The sequence below is a fragment of the Arcanobacterium sp. S3PF19 genome, from assembly GCF_000758825.1.
GTDB lineage: Bacteria > Actinomycetota > Actinomycetes > Actinomycetales > Actinomycetaceae > Arcanobacterium_A.
On record NZ_JRMX01000004.1, the window covers coordinates 33,555 to 53,621 of the forward strand.

Annotated in this window: 17 protein-coding genes; 10 read left to right on the forward strand and 7 right to left on the reverse strand. The window is 47.2% G+C overall.

All coding sequences use genetic code 11. The annotated features are described in order from the left end of the window. The first annotated feature begins 302 nt into the window (after positions 1-302). From HMPREF1631_RS00380 to HMPREF1631_RS07185, 7 genes are all read left to right on the forward strand, one after another. On the forward strand, positions 303-905 hold the full coding sequence (locus HMPREF1631_RS00380; RefSeq protein ID WP_034231038.1) for a DUF4097 family beta strand repeat-containing protein: 603 nt from the start codon (positions 303-305) through the stop codon (positions 903-905). Between the two features lie 465 nt (positions 906-1,370). Further along, the gene (locus HMPREF1631_RS00385; RefSeq protein ID WP_084707239.1) at positions 1,371-2,117 is read left to right on the forward strand and encodes a TetR/AcrR family transcriptional regulator; all 747 of its coding nucleotides are present in this window, start codon (positions 1,371-1,373) and stop codon (positions 2,115-2,117) included. Then, positions 2,114-3,859: an ABC transporter ATP-binding protein gene (locus HMPREF1631_RS00390; RefSeq protein ID WP_034231040.1), complete on the forward strand. Its 1,746-nt coding sequence runs from the start codon at positions 2,114-2,116 to the stop codon at positions 3,857-3,859. Before HMPREF1631_RS00385 ends, HMPREF1631_RS00390 begins: the two co-directional genes overlap by 4 nt. Then, the gene (locus HMPREF1631_RS00395) at positions 3,852-5,570 is read left to right on the forward strand and encodes an ABC transporter ATP-binding protein (RefSeq protein ID WP_034231041.1); all 1,719 of its coding nucleotides are present in this window, start codon (positions 3,852-3,854) and stop codon (positions 5,568-5,570) included. Before HMPREF1631_RS00390 ends, HMPREF1631_RS00395 begins: the two co-directional genes overlap by 8 nt. Positions 5,571-5,653: 83 nt before the next feature. Further along, complete coding sequence (locus HMPREF1631_RS00400) at positions 5,654-6,262, forward strand: MptD family putative ECF transporter S component (RefSeq protein ID WP_052046885.1); 609 nt, start codon at positions 5,654-5,656, stop codon at positions 6,260-6,262. 14 nt (positions 6,263-6,276) lie between these two features. Then, on the forward strand, positions 6,277-7,116 hold the full coding sequence (locus HMPREF1631_RS00405) for an energy-coupling factor transporter transmembrane component T (protein ID WP_084707241.1): 840 nt from the start codon (positions 6,277-6,279) through the stop codon (positions 7,114-7,116). After that, a complete protein-coding gene (locus tag HMPREF1631_RS07185; protein ID WP_034231043.1) occupies positions 7,095-8,630 on the forward strand; it encodes an ABC transporter ATP-binding protein in 1,536 nt (511 codons plus the stop codon). Before HMPREF1631_RS00405 ends, HMPREF1631_RS07185 begins: the two co-directional genes overlap by 22 nt. Before the next feature lie 212 nt (positions 8,631-8,842). On the opposite strand, the gene HMPREF1631_RS00415 is transcribed toward HMPREF1631_RS07185, so the two are convergent. Further along, on the reverse strand, positions 8,843-9,175 hold the full coding sequence (locus HMPREF1631_RS00415) for a hypothetical protein (RefSeq protein WP_034231045.1): 333 nt from the start codon (positions 9,173-9,175) through the stop codon (positions 8,843-8,845). Positions 9,176-9,659: 484 nt separating this feature from the next. Here HMPREF1631_RS00415 and HMPREF1631_RS00420 point away from each other — a divergent pair, with 484 nt between their 5' ends. After that, positions 9,660-10,079 carry a hypothetical protein gene (locus tag HMPREF1631_RS00420; RefSeq protein WP_034231047.1) on the forward strand — a complete coding sequence of 140 codons (420 nt, stop codon included), beginning with the start codon at positions 9,660-9,662 and terminating at the stop codon, positions 10,077-10,079. Positions 10,080-10,235: 156 nt separating this feature from the next. Here the strand turns inward: HMPREF1631_RS00420 and HMPREF1631_RS00425 are convergent, their stop codons facing one another. The 6 genes from HMPREF1631_RS00425 to HMPREF1631_RS00445 all read right to left on the reverse strand — a co-directional run bounded on the left by HMPREF1631_RS00425 (position 10,236) and on the right by HMPREF1631_RS00445 (position 16,598). After that, positions 10,236-11,711, reverse strand: coding sequence for an ABC transporter ATP-binding protein (locus tag HMPREF1631_RS00425; RefSeq protein ID WP_232215373.1), 1,476 nt, complete (start codon positions 11,709-11,711; stop codon positions 10,236-10,238). Continuing rightward, complete coding sequence (locus HMPREF1631_RS00430; protein ID WP_034231051.1) at positions 11,639-12,373, reverse strand: energy-coupling factor transporter transmembrane component T; 735 nt, start codon at positions 12,371-12,373, stop codon at positions 11,639-11,641. The genes HMPREF1631_RS00425 and HMPREF1631_RS00430 overlap by 73 nt, the downstream gene beginning before the upstream one ends. Further along, positions 12,373-12,987, reverse strand: coding sequence for an MptD family putative ECF transporter S component (locus HMPREF1631_RS00435; RefSeq protein ID WP_198017337.1), 615 nt, complete (start codon positions 12,985-12,987; stop codon positions 12,373-12,375). The genes HMPREF1631_RS00430 and HMPREF1631_RS00435 overlap by 1 nt, the downstream gene beginning before the upstream one ends. Next, positions 12,984-13,154 (reverse strand): hypothetical protein, encoded by a 171-nt coding sequence (locus tag HMPREF1631_RS07145; protein ID WP_198017338.1) that lies wholly within the window; start codon positions 13,152-13,154, stop codon positions 12,984-12,986. Before HMPREF1631_RS07145 ends, HMPREF1631_RS00435 begins: the two co-directional genes overlap by 4 nt. Positions 13,155-13,156: 2 nt before the next feature. Next, a complete protein-coding gene (locus HMPREF1631_RS00440; RefSeq protein WP_198017339.1) occupies positions 13,157-14,737 on the reverse strand; it encodes an ABC transporter ATP-binding protein in 1,581 nt (526 codons plus the stop codon). A gap of 331 nt (positions 14,738-15,068) precedes the next feature. Continuing rightward, a complete protein-coding gene (locus HMPREF1631_RS00445; protein ID WP_156956166.1) occupies positions 15,069-16,598 on the reverse strand; it encodes a hypothetical protein in 1,530 nt (509 codons plus the stop codon). A gap of 610 nt (positions 16,599-17,208) precedes the next feature. Between HMPREF1631_RS00445 and cas3 the strand changes: the two genes are divergently transcribed. Next, positions 17,209-19,608: a CRISPR-associated helicase Cas3' gene (gene cas3, locus HMPREF1631_RS00455; RefSeq protein WP_232215374.1), complete on the forward strand. Its 2,400-nt coding sequence runs from the start codon at positions 17,209-17,211 to the stop codon at positions 19,606-19,608. Continuing rightward, the gene (locus tag HMPREF1631_RS07190; RefSeq protein ID WP_232215375.1) at positions 19,605-20,066 is read left to right on the forward strand and encodes a hypothetical protein; all 462 of its coding nucleotides are present in this window, start codon (positions 19,605-19,607) and stop codon (positions 20,064-20,066) included. The genes cas3 and HMPREF1631_RS07190 overlap by 4 nt, the downstream gene beginning before the upstream one ends. Position 20,067 lies beyond the last annotated feature (1 nt).

The window sequence follows — 20,067 nt, forward strand, 5'->3', positions numbered from 1 at the left end:
GGGTACCTGCACTTACCGGGGCTTTTGCGAGATTCTGCCGTAAGGTTTTCAAAAGAGTCCCTTTCGGCGGAGGCGGATTCCGGGCAGCTGATGCGGCTCCGCAAGACGGACTTGCGGCCGTGGTGTTCCGGGTCTGCTTTTAAGGCAGGGCGCACAAGGATAAATGCTGCGAAAATGCACCCCTTTTACCCCCTCCTGTGAGGTGGGGAAGCTCTGTTTAGGCTAACTGTCATGATAAAAAAATCAAAGTTTGTTAGTCTGATAATTAAGGCGGGCGATTCATTAACGAGGAAGGTGCTCAAGTGGCCAATGGTAGGAAGTTTGCGGCAAAAACGGTGGATATTGGCCTAACCGTCAGAAGAGCTGAGTCTTTTAACGTCAGTTATGTTAATTGTGAAAAAGATATATTTAAAACCGAAGAAAACCAAGACGGCATACAGCTCGTCCAAACAGAAAAAGTGCCGGCTTTTTACCGGCTTAGGTGGCCGGCTAAAGGCGATCCTGAAGTCATTGTTACGTTGCCGGGAAATGTTGATTTTTGTGAGATTGAAGCTGAGTCAAGTAAAGTCTCGGTAACGGATATTAAAGCCGACAGGATTTATGCAGAGGTTCATAACGGCAGGGTAGAGGCAAGAAACGTTAAGGCGAATGATATTTTTCTGAAGTGTTTTAACGGTTCTGCCGTGGCTAAAAATGCGGAGGCAACCGGTGTGTGCGTGGTTGATACGTTAAACGGCACGAGTGTTTTGGAAGGGACGATTGCAAAAAATGCGCGTCTTGAAGTAGCCTGCGAGAATGGCAGTACCGAAGTTTCTGATGGGAATAAAGCCAATCTTGGCTATAAAACGGAGGGATGTGCCCACTACATTGTGCATTGCGTGAATGGGAAAGCTGTAGTGAAGTAATAAGATTGAGGTGTTTTTATGTGCGCTGCCGGCACCGGTCGCACCAAACACGGTTTTGGCGAATTATAAAACCTGCGGGACAGGAAGCATTAAGTTTAGCGGTATTTTTATCCGGGTGTAAAGGCTGTTTTCATTTGCTGCGCCGCAACGCATTGCTGCAGGGAAGCGCGCGCCTGCCGCTCTGCCTGCAGGCGCACCCGCGCATCTCTTATCCCGCACCAAGAAGCACTTGAAAGTAAGGCAATCCTAATTTATACTGTTTATATCGACGCAACCGTCGATATAAGCGTGCGGCGGCGCATAACGCGCAGGAACGGCAGAAAATGATGCCGGCATGGGAGAAAAAACAGCTCTTAATATGTGTGTTATGCAGCGCAGACAATAACGTGCGTGTGGGTACGTATGCACGTGACGCGATAGCGTGCCGTTCTGACGCCGCACGCGCCAACAGCGGGGAGGTGGCCTATGGTTCGTAATAAGCGCCTGAGCTTTGATGAGCGCAAACAGCAAATCAAGCGTGCGGCGGCACGTATTTTTACGGAAAAGGGCTTTGAAAATACCGCGATGGAAGATCTTGTGAAAGAAACGGGCCTTTCAAAAGGCGGCCTGTATCACTACTACAAAAATACAACCGGCATACTGTATGACATCATGCTTGACGGCATTGCATACCGCAACAACGTTATTGCGCAATCGATAGCAGACGGCAGGCAGTGGAGCATGGAATTTCTTGCCGAAGAAATGGCAAAAAAGGCTGTTGATACAAATGAGCTTATGCCTGTCTACGTTGAATTGCTGCTGGCTAAAAAAAGAAACTCCCGGCTTGACGAAGTATATAAGCAACTTGAGCGCACAACATTGGAAATGTTTAAGACCCAAAACATCGAAACAGAAACTCTCAATATCGCTCCAAATCGGGTTGCGTTTATGGCATTTTTTATAAATGCAATTATTCTTTCTGCAAACGTACTGAAAGCGCACGAGCTTGTGCAAGACAATCAAGACCTTATAAAAGACATCATTTTACGTATTCTGGCGCAAAGTGATTCTGAAAACAGCACGTCACAAGCAGAACGTATGGACGCACCGCAACCGCACAATCCGTGCGCGGAGGAAAGTAAGCCCCACGTACCGCAACCGCACCCGCAGCAACCGCGCCAACGCAAGCAGCACCACGCAACACCTTCCCCATCAGCAAAGGAACGCTTATGAACACCTACCGAAAACTGTTCGCCTACATTCCCCGGCTTAAAGGCTTAGCCATACTGGCAGTTATTATATCGTGCGTATCGTGCATCCTTATTGCGGGCGGATACTATACCATCTATCGTTTTTTGCACGCGCTTATCGTGGACGGCAACCTGCAGCGCGCGCAAAGTTTTGCGTTCGTGATCGTGCTGTTGTTGCTGGCAGGAAGCATATTTCTAGGAATTTCGGCGCTCATAGCGCATCACGTGGGCTTCAGCTTGGAAACCGCGCTGCGCAAACGCGGCGTTGAAGGGCTAAACACGGCAAGCTTCCGGTTTTTTGATACCCATTCATCAGGCACTATTCGTAAAACCATCGACGATAACGCAGCGATGACGCACACGATTGTAGCGCACATCATCCCCGATGCCACCAAGGCATTCCTGATGCCCATTTTTATCATTGTTGTAAGTTTCTTGGTAAGCATACGCGTTGGATTATGCGTTACCATCCTTACGCTTGCTACGGGAGGCATCCTGGCAAGCATGATGGGCGGCAGCCAATTCATGAAAGTATATCAGGACGCACTTGACAGGCTATCAGCGGAAACGGTCGAATACATTCGCGGAATTGCCGTCATTAAAATTTTCGGCGTATCAATTAGTTCGATGAAAAAGCTGTTCACGCTTATTCACACCTACTCCGACTACGCGTACCAGTACTCGAGGCATTGTAAAAAAAGTTACGTTTTTTATCAGTGGCTGTTCTTTGGTGTGGCGGCAATTCTTGTTCTCCCGATTGTATTTTTCCTGCCTGAACTGGGAAGTCCTTCTATCCTTGCGCTCGATTTAATAATGGTGCTGTTCTTGTCGGGCGTGATGTTTGCCGCATTCATGGGCGTTATGTACATTGGCATGTTTGCATTCCAAGGCAACTACGCGGTTGATTCGCTTGAAGCGCTGTACAAACAAATGGCTGATGAATCTATGCATTTTGGAAACGAAACGCATTTTGCGCACCACTCCATCGAGTTTAAGGACGTGTCATTTTCCTACGGCGACAAACACGTTCTTCAAAATTTGTCGTTCACGCTTGAGGAAAACAAGATATATGCGCTGGTGGGCGAGTCGGGCTCGGGCAAGTCGACCATTGCGAAGCTTATTTGCGCGTACTACCCGCTTGATTCGGGCGCGGTGCTGATTGGCGGAAAACCACTTTCCTCCTACACGCAAGAGGCGCTCATCCGCGAAATTGCGTTCGTGTTTCAGGACGCCAAACTGTTCAATGACACGCTGTTCAACAACGTTCACTGCGCTAAGCGCGATGCATCGCATGAAGAAGTGATGGCGGCGCTGTCGGCAGCGGGGCTTGACAGCGTCATCAACAAGCTGGAAAAACGCGAAAATACGCTTATTGGAACGAAAGGCGTATACCTGTCGGGTGGCGAAACGCAGCGCGTTGCTATTGCGCGCGCCATCTTGAAAAACGCACCCATCGTCATTATGGATGAAGCGTCGGCTTCTGTTGACGCCGATAACGAATACGAACTGCAAAAAGCGTTCAAGCAGCTGATGCGCGGTAAAACGGTAATCATGATTGCGCATCGCCTGTCGTCCATCACGGGCGTTGACGAAATTTTGCTTGCCGAACAGGGGAAAATCGTCGAACGCGGCTCGCACGCGCAGCTTATTGCGCAAAACGGAAAGTATAAACGGCTTTACACGCTCTATACTCAGGCGAACGAATGGAGAGTAAGCAATGAATAAGTTTCTGAAACGCAGCTTCGCCCTAACTGACCAGGGAGTTCACGGCGCTCTTAAGGGAGGCATGTTCAGCTTCTTGGTATTTGTTATAACGATGTGCCCGGCAATGTTACTGCTGCTGTTGGTTGATCAACTGCTGCTGCAACACGTGCACGGCACCCTCACCTACGTGCTGTTTTCGCTGATCACGCTTATCGTAATGGCAGTGTTGCTAAGCTTTGAATACGAATCGCAATACAACGAAACCTACAAGGAAGCGGCGAACTTGCGCATCGAAATTGCGCAGAAGCTCTCGCAGCTTGAGATGTCGTATTTCTCGAAGCACGACCTTGCCGATCTTGCGCAAAGCATTATGGCCGACGTAGCGGCAATCGAGCACGCAGGCAGTCACGCCATTCCCAAAGCGCTTGGGTTTTGCCTGTTCTTACCCGTAATTACGATACTGATGCTTATCGGCAACTGGAAAATGGCGCTGCTTGCCATTGTGCCAACCTTGGTGTCGTTTGGGCTGATTGTGCTGGGGAAAAACTACGCACGCGCACAGTTCAACAAACATTACGTGCGCCTGCGCGAAAATTCGCAGGCGTTTCAAGAGCGCATTGAGATGTCGAAAGAAATTACCGCGTTCAATTTAACAGAGCACGTCAAAAGCAGTTTATACGCTCGACTTGAAGATACGCAGCGCGTGCATTGGAAAACCGAACGCAATGCGGCATTCCTGATAATGGGCTCGGGAATTTTTGACCACTTCTCGCTTGCATTTACGATTGTGGGCGGCATTTTCCTTATGCAAACGGGAGAAATTTCGATATTGTACCTGATAGGCTACGTGCTTGCTGCCATGAAAATCAAAGAAGCAGTCGATGCGAACATAGAGTTTTTCATGGAAATTTTCTACATCAATTCGGCAGTGGAACGCATCAACGAAATCCGAAACGCAAAAGCGCTTAGCGGGCGCGATGTAAACTTTTCGTCCTTTGACATGAGCATCGAACACCTGAATTTTTCCTACGATGCCAACAAACCGGTGCTCAAAGACGTTAGCTTTACGGTGCCGCAAGGCAGCGTGTGCGCGTTGGTGGGTGAGTCGGGCTGCGGCAAAACGACGCTGTTGCACCTGATAGCGCGCCTGTACGACTTCGATTCGGGCAGCATTTCCATTGGCGGCGTGAACATTAAAGACGCGTCGGCTGAAAGTTTGTATCGCAACGTATCAATTGTGTTTCAAGATGTCGTGCTGTTCAACACAAGCGTTCTTGAAAACATTCGCATTGGGTGCGAAGGTGCAAGCGATGAGGAAGTGAAGCGTGCCGCGCAGCTTGCGCAGTGCGACTTTATTGACGATTTGCCCGAGGGTTTTGATACGCTCATCGGGGAAAATGGCCAGCAGCTTTCGGGCGGTGAACGCCAGCGCATCTCCATTGCGCGCGCGTTTTTGAAAAATGCACCAATTCTGATTTTGGACGAAATTGCGTCAAGCTTAGATGTTGACAACGAGCGAAAAATTCAAGAATCCCTCAATGAGCTGATGAAAAACAAAACCGTTATCATCATTTCGCACCGCATGAAGTCGATTCAGAACGCAGCGCGCATTGTGGTGCTGAAAGAGGGCCGCGTTGAAGCGTGCGGTACGCATAGCGAGCTGCTTCGTTCCAGTTCAAGCTACCAAAAGCTGATCGAGAAAACACAGGCAGCAGATGAGTTCGTGTATTGAGGCAGCGCGCAACACAGCACCACGTATCACGGCACCACACGCGACAGATAAGTTCGCGTTATCCATAAAGTAAGGAGATTAGGATGAAACAACAAAACACCACGTCAAATCAACGTTCTTCACTTATGCTGAAAGATTTAGTTCTTATCGGTATTTTCGATGTGATTTACCTTGTCATTATCATGGCATGCGACTGTATGGGGATTGTGCCGATTTTGTATTTGATCTACCCCACCATTGCCGCCATTATTGCTGGGCCATTGGTGCTGCTATTTATGGCGAAAGAACAAAAAGCGTTTGCGTTTGCGATTTTTGCTATCATACCGCCCGCTCTCACGTTCTTGCTGGGCAACACGTACGTTGTTTTAGTGATTGTCATTATCACGACCCTGCTTGCCGAAGTGCTGCGCAAAATTGGCAACTACTCCAGCTTCACCTGGAACACGCTGGCATATGCAGTGTATTCGCTATGGATTCCTGGCGTATTAAGCCAGATGATTTTTGTGCGCGAGCGTTTTCTTGAACTGTGTAAGCCGATGGGAGATGCTTATATAGCGCAGCTTGTTCAAATTCTTACATGGCAAAGCATGATTTTAGTAACTATCGGGGCAATTGTGGGAGCGATTATCGGGGCGCTTATCGGTAAAAAGCTCTTAAAGAAGCACTTTGTAAAAGCCGGAATTGTTGCGTAACAAAGGCTGTTCACATGCGTATATCAACCAAGAACGAAAGTATCAGCGCCACGTCGTGCGAAGCGAACGCGCAGAAGAACGCGCAAGCAGTCACAGATGACACAGCGCAAGCAGCTGCGAGCGACACCGCGCAAGCGGCTGCAGACATTATCCGTTCGTTTTGCGGTTCGCACGCGCACCCGTTCAACCCAAACCCCATCAGCAAATGCGTGGTGCTGGTGCTTGCAGGCCTGTGCGTCTTTAAGCACCTCCCTACCGAAATTCCGCTGTTTATTACGCTCCTGGTATTTCTGTATCTGAACGACTACCGCACAACCGTGATAAAAGCGCTGATTGTGTACACGCTGCTTAGTTTTGTGCCGAATTTTGACGCGCTTTCGAGTCTGCCTGATGTGCTGAAGATATTCTTGTGTGTCGGCTTGGTGATAAAATTGTTCATGCTGCCGTATTTAGCAGGAAAGTTCCTGGTGAAAGGTTCAAGTGTGAGCGCCATCCTTTCCTCACTTTACCTGCTGAAAGTACCGCAATGCGTCTCAATTCCCCTGGCGGTGATGTTTCGCTTTTTCCCGGCGTTCAAAGAAGAAAGCGCCGCCATTACCACCGCTATGCGCATTCGCAACATTTCTAAACGCCACCCAGCACGCTATTTAGAATACGTATTCGTGCCGCTGATGATTGTGTCGTGCAATCTTGCCGACGACATTACCAAAGCCGCAGAGTGCAAAGCCATATCCAACCCCGGCACCAAAACGCACTACACCACCATTCGCTTTCGTGTTGTCGATTTTTTGTATATGGGCATTGTTGCGGCACTAATTGCAGGAGGGATTGCATGCTTACACTGCGCAATCTAAGCGTGTTTTACGATGAAAACCAGGTGGTTCATGCTATCAACCTTAACGTATCACCAGGTGAATGCATTGTTTTGACGGGCGAAAGCGGAAGCGGCAAATCGAGCATCATAAATGCCATAAACGGATTAGGCGCGCGCTACGATAATGCGCGCATCGAAGGCACCATTGCCCTTGATGGCGACGAGCTTACTCAAAAGCAAATATATGAAATTGCAATGCTTGCCTCGTCGGTGTTTCAAAATCCCAAAACGCATTTTTTCAACGTCGATACAACGCAGGAGCTCCTGTTTTTTCTCGAAAACACGGGAGTGCCCAAAGAGAAGATGCAGGCGCGCCTGCAGGAGTTGCTTTCTCTGTTTCCGATTGCTCACTTGCTTAACAGAAGCATTTTTGAGCTGTCGGGCGGAGAAAAGCAAATTCTATGCCTGGCCGGCGCTTATATTTCAGGGTGCAAACTGATACTGCTTGATGAGCCAACCTCGAATTTGGATCACATTTCGATTGCGCTGCTTGCTGACATGCTCAAACGCTTAAAACAGCAGGGCATTACCTTGCTTATTGCCGAGCATCGCTTGTATTACCTGCGCTACATACTTGACCGGCTTGTTCATATTCAGAAAGGGGAAATACAACGCTGCTACACGCAAGAGGAATTCGCCCACTTAACACGCGATGAGCTGCATGCGCGCGGGCTGAGGAGCAATAGCGATGACGTGCTTACGGTGCCTGAATTGCTACCGTGCGCGGAAAACACGAGCGGCGAGCCTGGTACAGAACCTGGTACGGTGGCACGCTCGGAGCTGCGTTCGGAGCCTGATGCGAAGCCTGGTACGGAGCTGCACTCGGAACTTCGCATAGAGAAGCTTGCGCTGAGCTTCTCAAAGCAACGCGATGTTCGCGCAGACAACAGCACCGCACGCGACGTGCGCACAAACGGCCTGTTCATAAGCGGCGTCACGTTCCAAACGAACAACATTTATGGCATTGTTGGAAGAAACGGCTGCGGCAAGTCGAGCTTCATCAAAAGCCTGATAGGCGTTATGAAGCACTCCAAAGAAACCGTGCTCTACCGGGGAAAACAATGCAACAAACGAAGGCGGGTTGCGCTGTCGTCGCTGGTAATGCAAGACGTGAACAGCCAGCTTTTTAGCGAGTCGGTTGAACACGAGCTTACGCTTACTCACACAAACATGACGGACGATTCCCTTGATGCGCTTTTAGAACAGCTGAACATCCGCGCGTTTAAGCAGGCGCACCCCATGAGTTTGTCGGGAGGTCAAAAGCAGCGCGTTGCCATTGCCGCCAGTATAGTTGACGGAGCGGCGCTGATGTTTTTCGATGAGCCCACCAGCGGTATGGATTATAAAAACATGCTTGCCATATCGCGCTGCATTAAGTCGCTTAAAAACCGCGAGCGCATTATTTTCATCGTTTCGCATGATGTGGAATTTCTGAACCTCACGTGCGATTATGCCTTAAATATAGAACGCTTCTCTGCGCGGCGGCCGGCATAATTTAAAGTTCCTTTGCGAATATTGTTCGCTTCATCCGCACTGCGGTTTACCGGAGCCCGGCGGCCGGCATAATTTAAAGTTTTGACGATACATTTTTCAATGCGGGAGGGAGCGAAAGAGGCCTACCCCTTACAGATTTTGCGTTTTATGAAGTAGATAATCAGAAATGGCCCGACGAATGCCATAGCTGCGTAAGGCATAAATATAAAGAACTATTCCCGCATTGAAGCATCTGACAAAATTAAAACGGCCGGCGGTAAAAATATCGCCAAACCAACAGATGGCAGGAACAGAGATTTGGATATTTTCAATGTTGTCTTGTTAATAAAAATGAGATGCAGCGGATACAGGTATAGTCCAAGGTCTAAAACCAATCCGATAAAAAATGCTTTATCGTCTATGTAGTCAAACGGATGACCGCTCGGAAACAGGCTGTCATTTTTAGGTATGCTGTCGGCAATCAGTGATAAGACAACCGGAATAATTACAACGCAGGCAATATAAGTGAAAAAATACGTTATTTGTTTTCCGCACATAACAATCATCTCTTTTCGGTTATTTTACAATATGGTTTATATTTTCCCGAAACGGCAGAGCATGGCGGAGAGTTCGCGATCCTTATGCGAAAGCATTCTTTTTGTAGGATGCGCAAACCGGCGGCGGAAAATGTTCGGAAAGATCCGGGTGGGGGAGATAACGGCAAAATTGCGTTCCCTGCCCGAAGCGTAAAATCTGCCTTGGCTTTTAGCGGCAGAAAACTGTTGACGGGATATTTAAAAGTGGTACTATAAATAGCACCAAAGTGCTATAAATGTAACCAAAAGGTGACTGCATGAAAGCTGAAATTAGAATAGAACAGCGGAATTCCGTAAGGAAAAAGGGTGCCGCAGATTCTGCGCCAACTGCCCGCCGATTTGAAGCGGGGAGCGCGGCGTATGGAAATAATATCATCACTCCGTTTTTGGGAAACGGAGTATAAATATGTTTAATTTTGGAAAGATGTATTTATGCAGGTGATTGGAGAGGGCAATGAGCTTTTTTGCGTATGATATGGAAGAGATTAGATCGCAGGTTCGGGCGGCTTTCGGCGATACGGATAATTATTTGGTTGCCGTTAAGCACAACAGTTGGCAAAGCGATATCGTTAAATTATTTATTAACACGCTGTATTATGCAACGGACAGCAGCCGCCAATTCATCATTTATTTCAGTCCAAAAGGTATTTATGAAAAAGAACTGGGCACCCCGTTAAAAAGCGATTTTGTCTTAATGCCGTGGCATGAAATTGAAGAATTCGGCCTTAAACCATGGTGGATGCATAAGGTTATCCGTTTCCTGCACCTGGGGAAAAAAGTGGGATATGAAGTGCAGTTTAGCGGCAGGATCAACAAAGACAACAGAACTAATTTAGAAAAACTGGCAGCAAATGACTGGAGAAGAAATTTTTAAAAGTGTGCATGAAGCAAATGAATGCCGAAACTTTAAAAGCAGGCATTGTTTTTGCAGACCGCGCCTGATCCATTCCGTAACGGATAATACCGATAAAGTTAAAGATAAAAAGTTCGGTAGGCGATAGGCAGAAGAGACGCCCGCCGAAAAATGCCGTTACATCCGAATCAGTCTTGTGCAGCATGCATGTATTAATTCGCTGTCGTGCGTGACAACAATAATTGTTGTGCCCATCGATCTGATCTTCGATAACAGGTGCGCTGTTTCCTGCATGTGCGCATAGTCCAATCCGCTCGTCGGTTCGTCCAGCACCAGAATTTTTCTCCCCGTCGCAAGGGCGCATGCAATTGCCAGCCGCTGCTTTTGCCCGCCGGATAAGCTCTGCGGATGACGCTTTGCCAAAGATTCCAAATCAAGGCGGCGCAGCATATTCATCGCCTCTTCCTGCCTGTTTTTGGTTTTTTTGGGTAAACTGATCAGAACTTCGTCCAAAACGCTTTCGGTAAAAAGCTGATTACCTGTATTTTGCATCACCATAAAGCATAATTTTTTACGCTCCCGATTGTTTAAAATACGGCCTTCATATTCGAAAATGCCTTTGCAGCTTCTCTCCAAACCGCAAAAACAGTTGAGAAAAGTGGTTTTTCCGGCACCGTTTTTCCCCACAATTGCCGTAATCCGGTTAAGTGCAATTTTAAGCGACTGAATGTTTAGCGTTTTGCCCTTTCCGCCGTTGTATGCAAAGCTGAAATTTTTCAGTGTGATCACCCGGTCATCCGGCTTCACGGAGGGCATATTAATTTGCGTGGGTGATTCCATGAACCGCGTTCTGAGTCCCAATTTCTCTAAATCTGTTTCGCGAAGTATGTCTTTTTCTCCCGCTTTAATTTCTTTGACCGTCTCACCCTCTTTCATAATGATTAAACGATCCATAATATCCCAAAGATAGGCTATCCGATGTTCGGCCACAACAATTGTTTTACCTTCTTTTTTCCAATGTAAAATCAGTTTTTTCAGCATTAAAGTTGCATCATAATCCAGGTTTGCCGAAGGCTCGTCCAGCAAAATTATTTTTACTCCCGCTGTTTCAACTGACGCGCAGGCTATTTTTTGTTTCTCGCCGTCGGAGAGATGAAAAATGTTTCGGTCCATCAGGTCTTCCATATGCAAATCGGCAACCGTTTTATCAATACGCCGATAAATATCCGCTTCCGGCAATCCCTGATTTTCACATGCAAACGCCAATTCGCCGGTTGTGTCTACGTTGTAAAACTGTGATTTGGGATTTTGAAAAACCGTGCCGACAATGCGGGCCGAATCGTATAATTCACTTTTTTTAAAAGAGCGGTCGTCCAATAATACGTCACCTTTTAAAATTCCTCGGTAAAAGCGCGGAATCAAGCCGTTTATAAGCCGTAAAACCGTTGTTTTGCCGCAGCCGGACGGACCGCTTATCAAAACCAATTCGCCGTTGCCGACAGTTAAATTGATATTTTTTAATTCGCCTGTATTTTGGCTGTTTTCGCTTCCGTAGCGAAAACAGATATTTTTTAGCCCGATCATATCGTTGCCCCCAAACCGGTTAACAGCCAAAAGAATATGACCGCCGTGCAAACTGCCGTCAGCAGCCAATCCTGTATGCGAAAACCGATTTGGCAGATATTGGTTCGTTTGACCGGCGAGCCCAGTCCCCGAATTAAAGCGGCGGCCGATAATTCTTCACCGATTCGCACACCGGAACTAATCATGGGAATCAGCTGATATTCCAATATCTTTTCAATGCCTGCCGTTGTGATGCGGATTTCACGCATACTCATTGCGCGGCAAATCGATTTCCATTCCGCCCCAATCGTGGGAAACATTCGAAACATAACCGACATTGGCACGATAATCGCCTGCGGCATATGGATTTTTTCCATTGCCGCAATAAATTCGCTGACCGAAGTAGTTGCCACTGCGTATTCTCCCATTGCAACCGTGATAACAAAGCGCGTAAAAATATATCCGCACATCAAAGCAATAAATTTTAATATGCCGGGTAAATGCGGCATCGCCCAAAGACAGCCGTATCCGATTATGAGCATCGTGCTTGCGCGGCAGAATTTTTTCCGCTGTTTTTCCGCCAAAAGCAGCACAAAGGGAATGGCGGACAATCCAAACACAGCATATTTCATGCGCGGGCCGCCCACACCGCCCATCACAAATACCGCCAATATCAGAACAAGGGCTATTTTCACCCGCGGATCGAGAAAACTGCGTTTTTTCTTTTGCGCCGTCAGCGATGAGTAATTCATCAAACGAGACCGGCTTTTTCAAAATGTCTGTGCAGCACTTTTTGGCCGAGCAGCCCTCCCAGGATGCCGCAGACAAAACAGGAGATTAACAGAACGGGTGCCGTCCAATTGGGCATCAGTCGGGTAACGGCATCGGCATATGCCTGCCCAAGGCCGGCGCGCTGCGCAAAATACTGTGCACGGTTAATGAATAACGGCATATAATTGCCAAAAATCCACAGGCTGAAAAATCCATATGCCACAACCGCTTTTTTGGCACTGCTGTATTTTCCGCTCTTAAACACGGCTTCCGCAATCAAACCGGCAATCGCACCGGTTAATAACGCCCATAATCCCATACCCGTAAACAGCATCAGCAGACCCATAATGACTGCCATAATAAAAATCATCCCCGGCTTTTTTACTTTCGTCAGAAAGAGCATAAAGGGAATGCCCCCTATTATCGGCACAAATACCGAGAGAAGCGGCAGAAAAACGGGTATTATCCCCAGCATTGCCACAATAAATAAAATAACAAAATAGATGGCTCCAAATACGCCGATGTTCATCAGATCGCGGCCGTTTAATTTATGCCTGTTTTCCATAATATTTTTCTCTTTTCTGCGTTGAATCATTTGCCTATTTCCCAATTTACCGCTTCGTTTCTGCTGTTAATCAATTTGCGGTATATACCATTTTGCTTCATCAGTTCCGCATGTTTTCCCCGCTGCACAATTCTTCCCCGGTCAACCACAAGAATCTGATCCGCATTCTTTACGGTTTTCAGACGGTGGGCAATCATAATTACGGTTTTTCCTCTGTCAGCCGCCCGATGGCATGAATCAGATCATTTTCGTTTTCGGGGTTGATGTTGGCTGTCGCTTCATCCAAAAAGATAATCGGCGCATTCTTTAAAATTACGCGGGCAATTGAGATACGCTGTTTTTCGCCGCCTGAAAGATTGGCTCCGCCTTCGCCGACAACCGTGTCGTAACCGTTTGGGAGAGCGGAAATGAAATCATGGCAGCAGGCTTTTTTGGCGGCACAGACAACTTCTTCTATTGGCGTATCGGTTCTTCCGAAGCGGATATTGTTTGCAACCGTATCGTGAAAAAGATAAACCGACTGAAAAACAAAACTAAAATTAGCCATCAAAGAATCCATTTCATATTCTTTGACGCTGTGGCCGCCAAGGAGTATTTCGCCTTTACCGACGTCCCAAAAACGGGCCAATAAATTTATCAGCGTCGTTTTGCCGCCGCCGGAGGGACCGACCAAAGCGATAAAACTTCCTTCCGGAACAGACAGCGATACGCCGTGCAGAACTTCTTTTTCGTGATATGCAAAATGGACATCATGCAATTGTATGTTGTTGTTTTTAACGGGTTCTGCCTCTGCCGGCCGTTTCATTTCGGGTGCGTCCAAGATCTTTTGGACTTCGCCAAAAACAGTACCCATCTTCATCAGATCGTCGGAGTAACTCATCAACGTAATAAGAGGCGTAATCAAGCCAACCGATAAAATCAAAACGGTAATCAGATTTTGCGCGGAAAGGATTTGGTTTTTAACGAGCAAAGCGCCGATGGGCAAAACAAAAACCAATGTTGCCGGCATAATAACCGTTGCCGAAGTAAAAGGAAGAATACTTACCCGCATCCGGTCAATATAACTGTGCGCCGCCTCATTTGTCTCATGCACGAAACGTTCATACGAACTTTTTGTTTTTCCGAAAACCTTAATTACCTGAATACCGCCGATATATTCCACGGCAGTGTCGTTTAATGCTTTTGTTGCCTCAATCGTGTGCCGGTAGAATCTATCGCTCTTCTTCATCATGTATGCATAGCAAAACATTCCTATCGGCATTGTTGCAACGGACGCCAGGCCCATTCGCCAATCCAAAACAAAGATATATACCATAATGAAGAAGGGAACAAGCAAATTAGCCGTAAATTCGGGAACGATATGGGCCGGTGTTGTTTCAATACTGTCGATACGCTCGATAAGCGTATTTTTTAAAGCCCCCGAACTCTGTTCGAGTACCGCTCCAAGCGGTATCTTGGCCAATTTTTCAAGACGTTTTTTTCTTATTTCGGCAAGTACCGCAAATGTTGCCCGGTGGCTCAAACCTGTGCTTAATGCGTGAAACAGTACGCGGCCAATCCAAAAAACAGCCATCAGCAGACAGGAAATTAAATAAAAAAACAGATCCGTGTTTTCATTCATCAGGCCATATACAATTCCGACGACGGCGAAATAAGGAGCCAGCGAAAAAGCCACCCCGATTGTCGCCAAAACGACGCTAAAAACATACTGTTTTTTGTGTCTGCCGGTCTGTCCCCATACCCATGCCATGGGTGAGGAATGATTTTTTGCTTTCTTCATATAAGCAAACCACCCCATAATTTGCCGGCGACGGTATAAGCCTGTGCACGTTAAATTATATTTAATCTTCACCTGTCTTTAAAGACCCACAATTGCTTTTCGCTTTATCCGGCCGGGCCCGGGAGGTGGGAGTTTATCCCCGCTTACACGGCAGATTCTGTAAAAACCGGCCGGCGAAGCGGGCGCAGACGCCGGCGTGAAATACAAAAATTCGCATAATAGGCTTGGGTGCCGGATATAAACATCCGGCACCCAAGCCTATATTTTACGTATCCGAATATTGCGTTTCACAAAATATCGGCGCAGCTTTTCAGATTTTAAAAAGTTGCTTTTACTTTTGTTTTTTTGTTCTTACTCTTATCAGACAGGATCCAAGCACGGATGCCAGCAGTATCGGCAATGCACCTGAATTTAAGATATTTGAACCTGTCTGGGGAATAGCGCGGATATTCCCGCCTGTTGTGTTTCCGGTGTTGTTGGCGTTGCCTGCCGTGTTTCCGGTGTTGTTGGTATTGCCTGTTGTGTTTCCGGCGTTCCCGGCGTTGCCTGCCGTATTCCCGGCATTGGCGGCAGTGCTGTCTGCACCTGTGTTACCGTCTGAACCGGCGGGCGGAACAGGCTCCTTGGCCTTGATTTCCCATGTTATTTCGCGATACGGCTTCGTGATTTCACCCAGAACACTGTTTCTGAGTTCGGAGTTGGCCGGATCGTTCATAAGTGTTTTCGCAGCTTCAATTCCGCTCCAAACAGATTTCGGAAGCAAAACAGCCTTTGCTCTATATTTGCCCTGTTTGGCGGCTTTGGAAACAAAACCGGCGCCGTCTTCAAGGCGCATGCCGTCTGCGGGAGAAATTCCCTGAAGAACAGTGCCGTTTTCACGTAAATCTGTCTTGCCTTTTGGAATGGAGACCACAACTGTTTCCTGCTCAAGTTTTTGCATATCGGTATCCAGTTTGGGCAGCACATTCCTCATCATGTCGTTTAGATAGTAGGGGTGTTTGCTGTCAAACCAATTGCCAAACAGTTTTTTCACGGTTTTTGATGTGAAAGTCACCGCCGGCAGCTTAACGGATTTGTGATGGGCCTTTGTAACCGAGGAAACAATAGTATCGTTCTTTTCTTTAAGTTTGCGTTTATCGGCTTCTTTCGAGGCTGCTTCCAATTCATTTTCGGGAATGGCATTCCAGTCTTTGGGGACGTCTTTATAATTGGAAGGCATTCCTCTGTCTATGAGAGGCTGAATTACGTCTTTTTCGTATTTAATCAATTCGTCGGCTACGGCTTCATACCCGGCACGTTCTTCAGCCGGAAGGTCGGCTATAATTTTCTTGGCAGTCTCGGCATTGTAAAGATGTGCCTCGTGGTTGGCTGCCAAGAGTACCGCATATACAGCCGAAATATTTTCTGCGTCGTCAATCTTTTTGCCAACCAGTTTTGTGCGCTCGGCGATCCATGAATCCCAATTGGTATTTACATAGTTGTCTATCTGCCGGGCGCTGGTAAAATCAGTGCCGGTGCCGAATGAGCCAAATCGCTTACTGTAAAGTTTCCTGACTTTTTCCGTGCGCTCCTTTGCGTACGCATCAGTGTATTTTAAAGCCTGTTTTTCCAGTTGGTCTGCAATGTAAACTGCAAGTTCCGGGTTGTCGGAATCAATATTTTTTACTGTTTTGCCAAAAGAAAGATACTCCATTGCGGCTTCGGCCGTGGAGTAATCTTTTTGATTTTCGGCTCCCCCCCCCCGGGAAGCGGAAGTGTTGCCGGGAGCCTCTGCCGCATTTACGGGAACGGCCATTCCGGCCAAACCCATCGTTCCCAGGAGCAAAGAGCTGAGAAAAAGTTTGGACATGGTTCGCTTCATGTTTCCTCCTTTTTGTATTACCAATACTTTTTCAAGACGGTAGTAAGCAAAATTATACATACAACTTAGAAATAATGTGTGCATTCTCATTTTAGGAGACGAAGAATCGCCGAAATATAATTGATACGGCCACGGTGTTTTATGTAAAGTGTAAAAATTATACATATTGCATATAACCTTGCCGGCAAAGGGGCAGGGGGCGGACCCGTAACTTTCGCGGTGCGTCTGCGCGGCGCCGGCAGGCGAAGAATAACCGCAGCCTGCTGCGGTAAAAGCCGCAACACGGCTTTGCGGCCTGCCTTATGCCGGGCGGTACGCCGAATAAGAAGGGATATTGCGGACGTCCGCAGCCGTGTGCTCTGTGGGCAAAATATTATTTGGCATATGGGCACGCGGTTTGTAATATAATTTTTTTACCGGCAGAGTTTCCCGCATACGCGGGGGTGATCCTTCTATGTTTCGTGTTCTGCCGTCTTTCCCGCATGCGCGGGGTGTTGACTGAGATTCAGATTGCCGCGCGTTTGAATCTCGGTCAATGGGTGAGTAAAGATGCGGAACAATCTTCCTTAAAATTCTGATTAAGAGTATATTTACCGTTAATCAGTGGCCGTTGCGGATTTGGAAGTTGGTAGGTATGAATTGTGACAGTGCCGTTAATTCTGCATTATGGGGTAAAAAGCGGGAAGCTGACGGAGCGATGCAATGGCTCCCTCTTTCCCTGCATCTTGAAGATACGGGAAACGTTATTGGGCTGCTGTGGGATCATTGGCTGAGCCGTGGCCAGCGGGAATTGATTGAATCGTCGTTAAGCAAACGGGTCGATGCGAAAAAATTATGTCAATTTCTGGGATGCGTCCATGACATCGGTAAAGCCACTCCCGTTTTTCAGTTTCGCAAATCGTTTTCAAATTCGGAAGATTTGGATATTGCCTTAAAAAATAAGTTGGCCAATGCCGGATTTACGGATATTGATGATTTTATTGCCGATACAAAAAACTGGTCGGACAGTCATCACACAATAACCGGCCAGGCTATTCTTTCCGATGCAGGCCTGCCCAAAGGAATTTGCGCAATAGTCGGTGCCCATCACGGTAAGCCTTTGGAAAGTGATCTTGTTTGTAAAAATAATGAAGATGCGTATGCCGACCATTACCGTCAGAGCGAAACCGAGAGTGAAAACAGTAAATTATGGCGAAAAATGCAGAATGATATTTTGGTCTGGGCTTTGAAAAGGAATGGTTTTTCCAATGCGGGAGATCTTCCCGAGATAAGCGAGCCGGCACAGGTTTTGCTGTGCGGATTAGTGATTATGGCTGATTGGATTGCAAGCAACGAACACTATTTTCCGCTTATTTCAATAGAGCGGGATTCAACGCAGGATCAGGAAACAAGGTGTGAAAACGGGTGGAAAAAGTGGCTGCGGCACGGTTCCAAAGACGTGTGGGAATCATTGAGCTGCTATAGCACTGTTTCGCAATTGTATAAACACCGTTTTGGGTTTTCGCCAAATAATATTCAGAAGGCACTGTATGATGCGATTTCCCGGTGCAAAGAGCCCGGAATTTTTATTCTTGAGTCGGCGATGGGCTCGGGGAAAACGGAATCTGCTTTGATCGCTGCCGAGCAGCTGGCAAATGCGGCCGGAAGAAGCGGCGTGTTCTTTGGTCTTCCAACGCAGGCGACTTCCGACGGAATATTTAAGCGTGTGGAGGACTGGCTTAAAAGTGTGAACCGCGATTTTCGGGGTGAAATTGGTTTACGCCTGGTGCACGGAAAGGCCGAGCTGAACTCGGATTATGCGCATTTGCCGCGCGGAATGCAGAACATGAATGACGGCTGCGGGGGCAGTTCTGCCGATAATGACGCAAACAACAGCGGAGTAATACTCAATGATTGGTTCACCGGGCGAAAAACCGCAATGCTGGATGATTTTGTGGTTGGCACGGTAGATCAGTTTTTGCTGGCTTCGTTAAAACAAAAGCATCTTATGCTTCGTCATTTGGGTTTAAGCAAAAAAGTTGTAATTATCGACGAAGTGCATGCCTACGATGCGTATATGAATGAATATCTTGAAGAATCGCTTATTTGGATGGCGGCTTACGGCGTTCCCGTAGTCCTGCTTTCAGCTACTTTGCCCGCGGATCGCAGAGAAGACCTCATAAAATCTTATATGCGAGGTCTGGGATTCAAATGGAAAGAATGCGATAAGTCTAATGCTGATTTTGAAACAAATGATTATCCTTTGATCACCTACAGCGATAAAAACCGCATAAAACAGAAATCCGCCGCAAATGACGCTGCCGATAATAAATCCGTTTCCGTAAAGAAAATTGCCGATGATGCCCTGCATGAGGGGATTGTAAATGAACTTAATTCTTTGCTGAATAACGGAGGTGTTGCCGGAATTATAGTAAACACCGTCAGAAGAGCCCGGGAAATTTACAATGCATGCGTTAATGTGTTTGGCGATGATGAGGTTACGCTTGTTCATTCGCAGTTTATTGCCACGGACAGGGTCTTAAAGGAGCGGCAGATTCGCGCTATGGTCGGCAAAAATGCCGACAGGCCCGATCGTGCGGTAATTATTGGTACGCAGGTACTCGAACAGTCACTTGACATTGATTTTGATGTTTTGGTTACCGATCCCGCTCCCATGGATTTATTGCTTCAGCGTGCCGGCAGACTGCACAGGCATAGGATAAAACGCCCGGCCGCCTTTAAAGATCCAATTTTGTATGTGCTGGAAACGGGCGAACGCTATGAATTTGATAAAGGCTCCGAGTCTGTTTACGGCAGATGTTTACTTATGAGAACGCAATACTTTCTGCCGGATGTTATCAGCATGCCCCTCGATATTTCCCGGTTGGTGCAAATGGTTTACGACGCTGCGCCTTTGGATTTACGCGAAGATCTGAAAGACACGTATGACCGCGCATCCAAGCAACACGATTCGGAGAGAAATAAAAATAAAAAAAGGCCGGAACATACCGCATTAAGAATCCTGTATTGAAAATCGGCAGAAAATCCATTATGGGGCTGTTAAACAATTCGATTACCAATGAATCCGATGAATTTGCCTGTGCCCGGGTTCGTAACAGCGGCGAATCGATAGAAGTTATTGCCGTGAAAAAAGTCGGGAACGGTTATGGAACTTTCCGTGACTGCAAAGATATTTCCCGAGATGTTGATGATGCGCAAACCGCAATGGGGCTTGCCCGGGAAACAGTAAGACTGCCGTGGATGTTTACGGCCAACAGCGAGCGTGTTGAGGAAACCATTGCCGAATTGGAAATAATCCGCGGGCAGCGGCAATTCCAAAACTGGGATAATCAGCCTTGGCTGCGCGGCGCCCCGGTTATTGTGTTCGATGAAAATAATAGTTGCAGACTTTCGAAATATAGAGTTACATATTCTGAAAAAAGTGGTATTGTGTGTACTGAAAGTTCGGAAGAAGAGGGAGGGAGCTGAA

Coding starts and splice junctions, on each gene's coding strand:
- HMPREF1631_RS00400 (WP_052046885.1), top strand. CDS start 5,654: ATGAAACAACAAAACACCACGTCAAATCAACGTTCTTCACTTATGCTG.
- HMPREF1631_RS00445 (WP_156956166.1), bottom strand. CDS start 16,598: ATGAAGCGAACCATGTCCAAACTTTTTCTCAGCTCTTTGCTCCTGGGA.
- HMPREF1631_RS00440 (WP_198017339.1), bottom strand. CDS start 14,737: ATGAAGAAAGCAAAAAATCATTCCTCACCCATGGCATGGGTATGGGGA.
- HMPREF1631_RS00390 (WP_034231040.1), top strand. CDS start 2,114: ATGAACACCTACCGAAAACTGTTCGCCTACATTCCCCGGCTTAAAGGC.
- HMPREF1631_RS00395 (WP_034231041.1), top strand. CDS start 3,852: ATGAATAAGTTTCTGAAACGCAGCTTCGCCCTAACTGACCAGGGAGTT.
- HMPREF1631_RS07145 (WP_198017338.1), bottom strand. CDS start 13,154: ATGATTGCCCACCGTCTGAAAACCGTAAAGAATGCGGATCAGATTCTT.
- HMPREF1631_RS00435 (WP_198017337.1), bottom strand. CDS start 12,987: ATGATTCAACGCAGAAAAGAGAAAAATATTATGGAAAACAGGCATAAA.
- HMPREF1631_RS00405 (WP_084707241.1), top strand. CDS start 6,277: ATGCGTATATCAACCAAGAACGAAAGTATCAGCGCCACGTCGTGCGAA.
- HMPREF1631_RS00415 (WP_034231045.1), bottom strand. CDS start 9,175: ATGATTGTTATGTGCGGAAAACAAATAACGTATTTTTTCACTTATATT.
- HMPREF1631_RS07185 (WP_034231043.1), top strand. CDS start 7,095: ATGCTTACACTGCGCAATCTAAGCGTGTTTTACGATGAAAACCAGGTG.
- HMPREF1631_RS00420 (WP_034231047.1), top strand. CDS start 9,660: ATGAGCTTTTTTGCGTATGATATGGAAGAGATTAGATCGCAGGTTCGG.
- HMPREF1631_RS00430 (WP_034231051.1), bottom strand. CDS start 12,373: ATGAATTACTCATCGCTGACGGCGCAAAAGAAAAAACGCAGTTTTCTC.
- HMPREF1631_RS00385 (WP_084707239.1), top strand. CDS start 1,371: ATGGTTCGTAATAAGCGCCTGAGCTTTGATGAGCGCAAACAGCAAATC.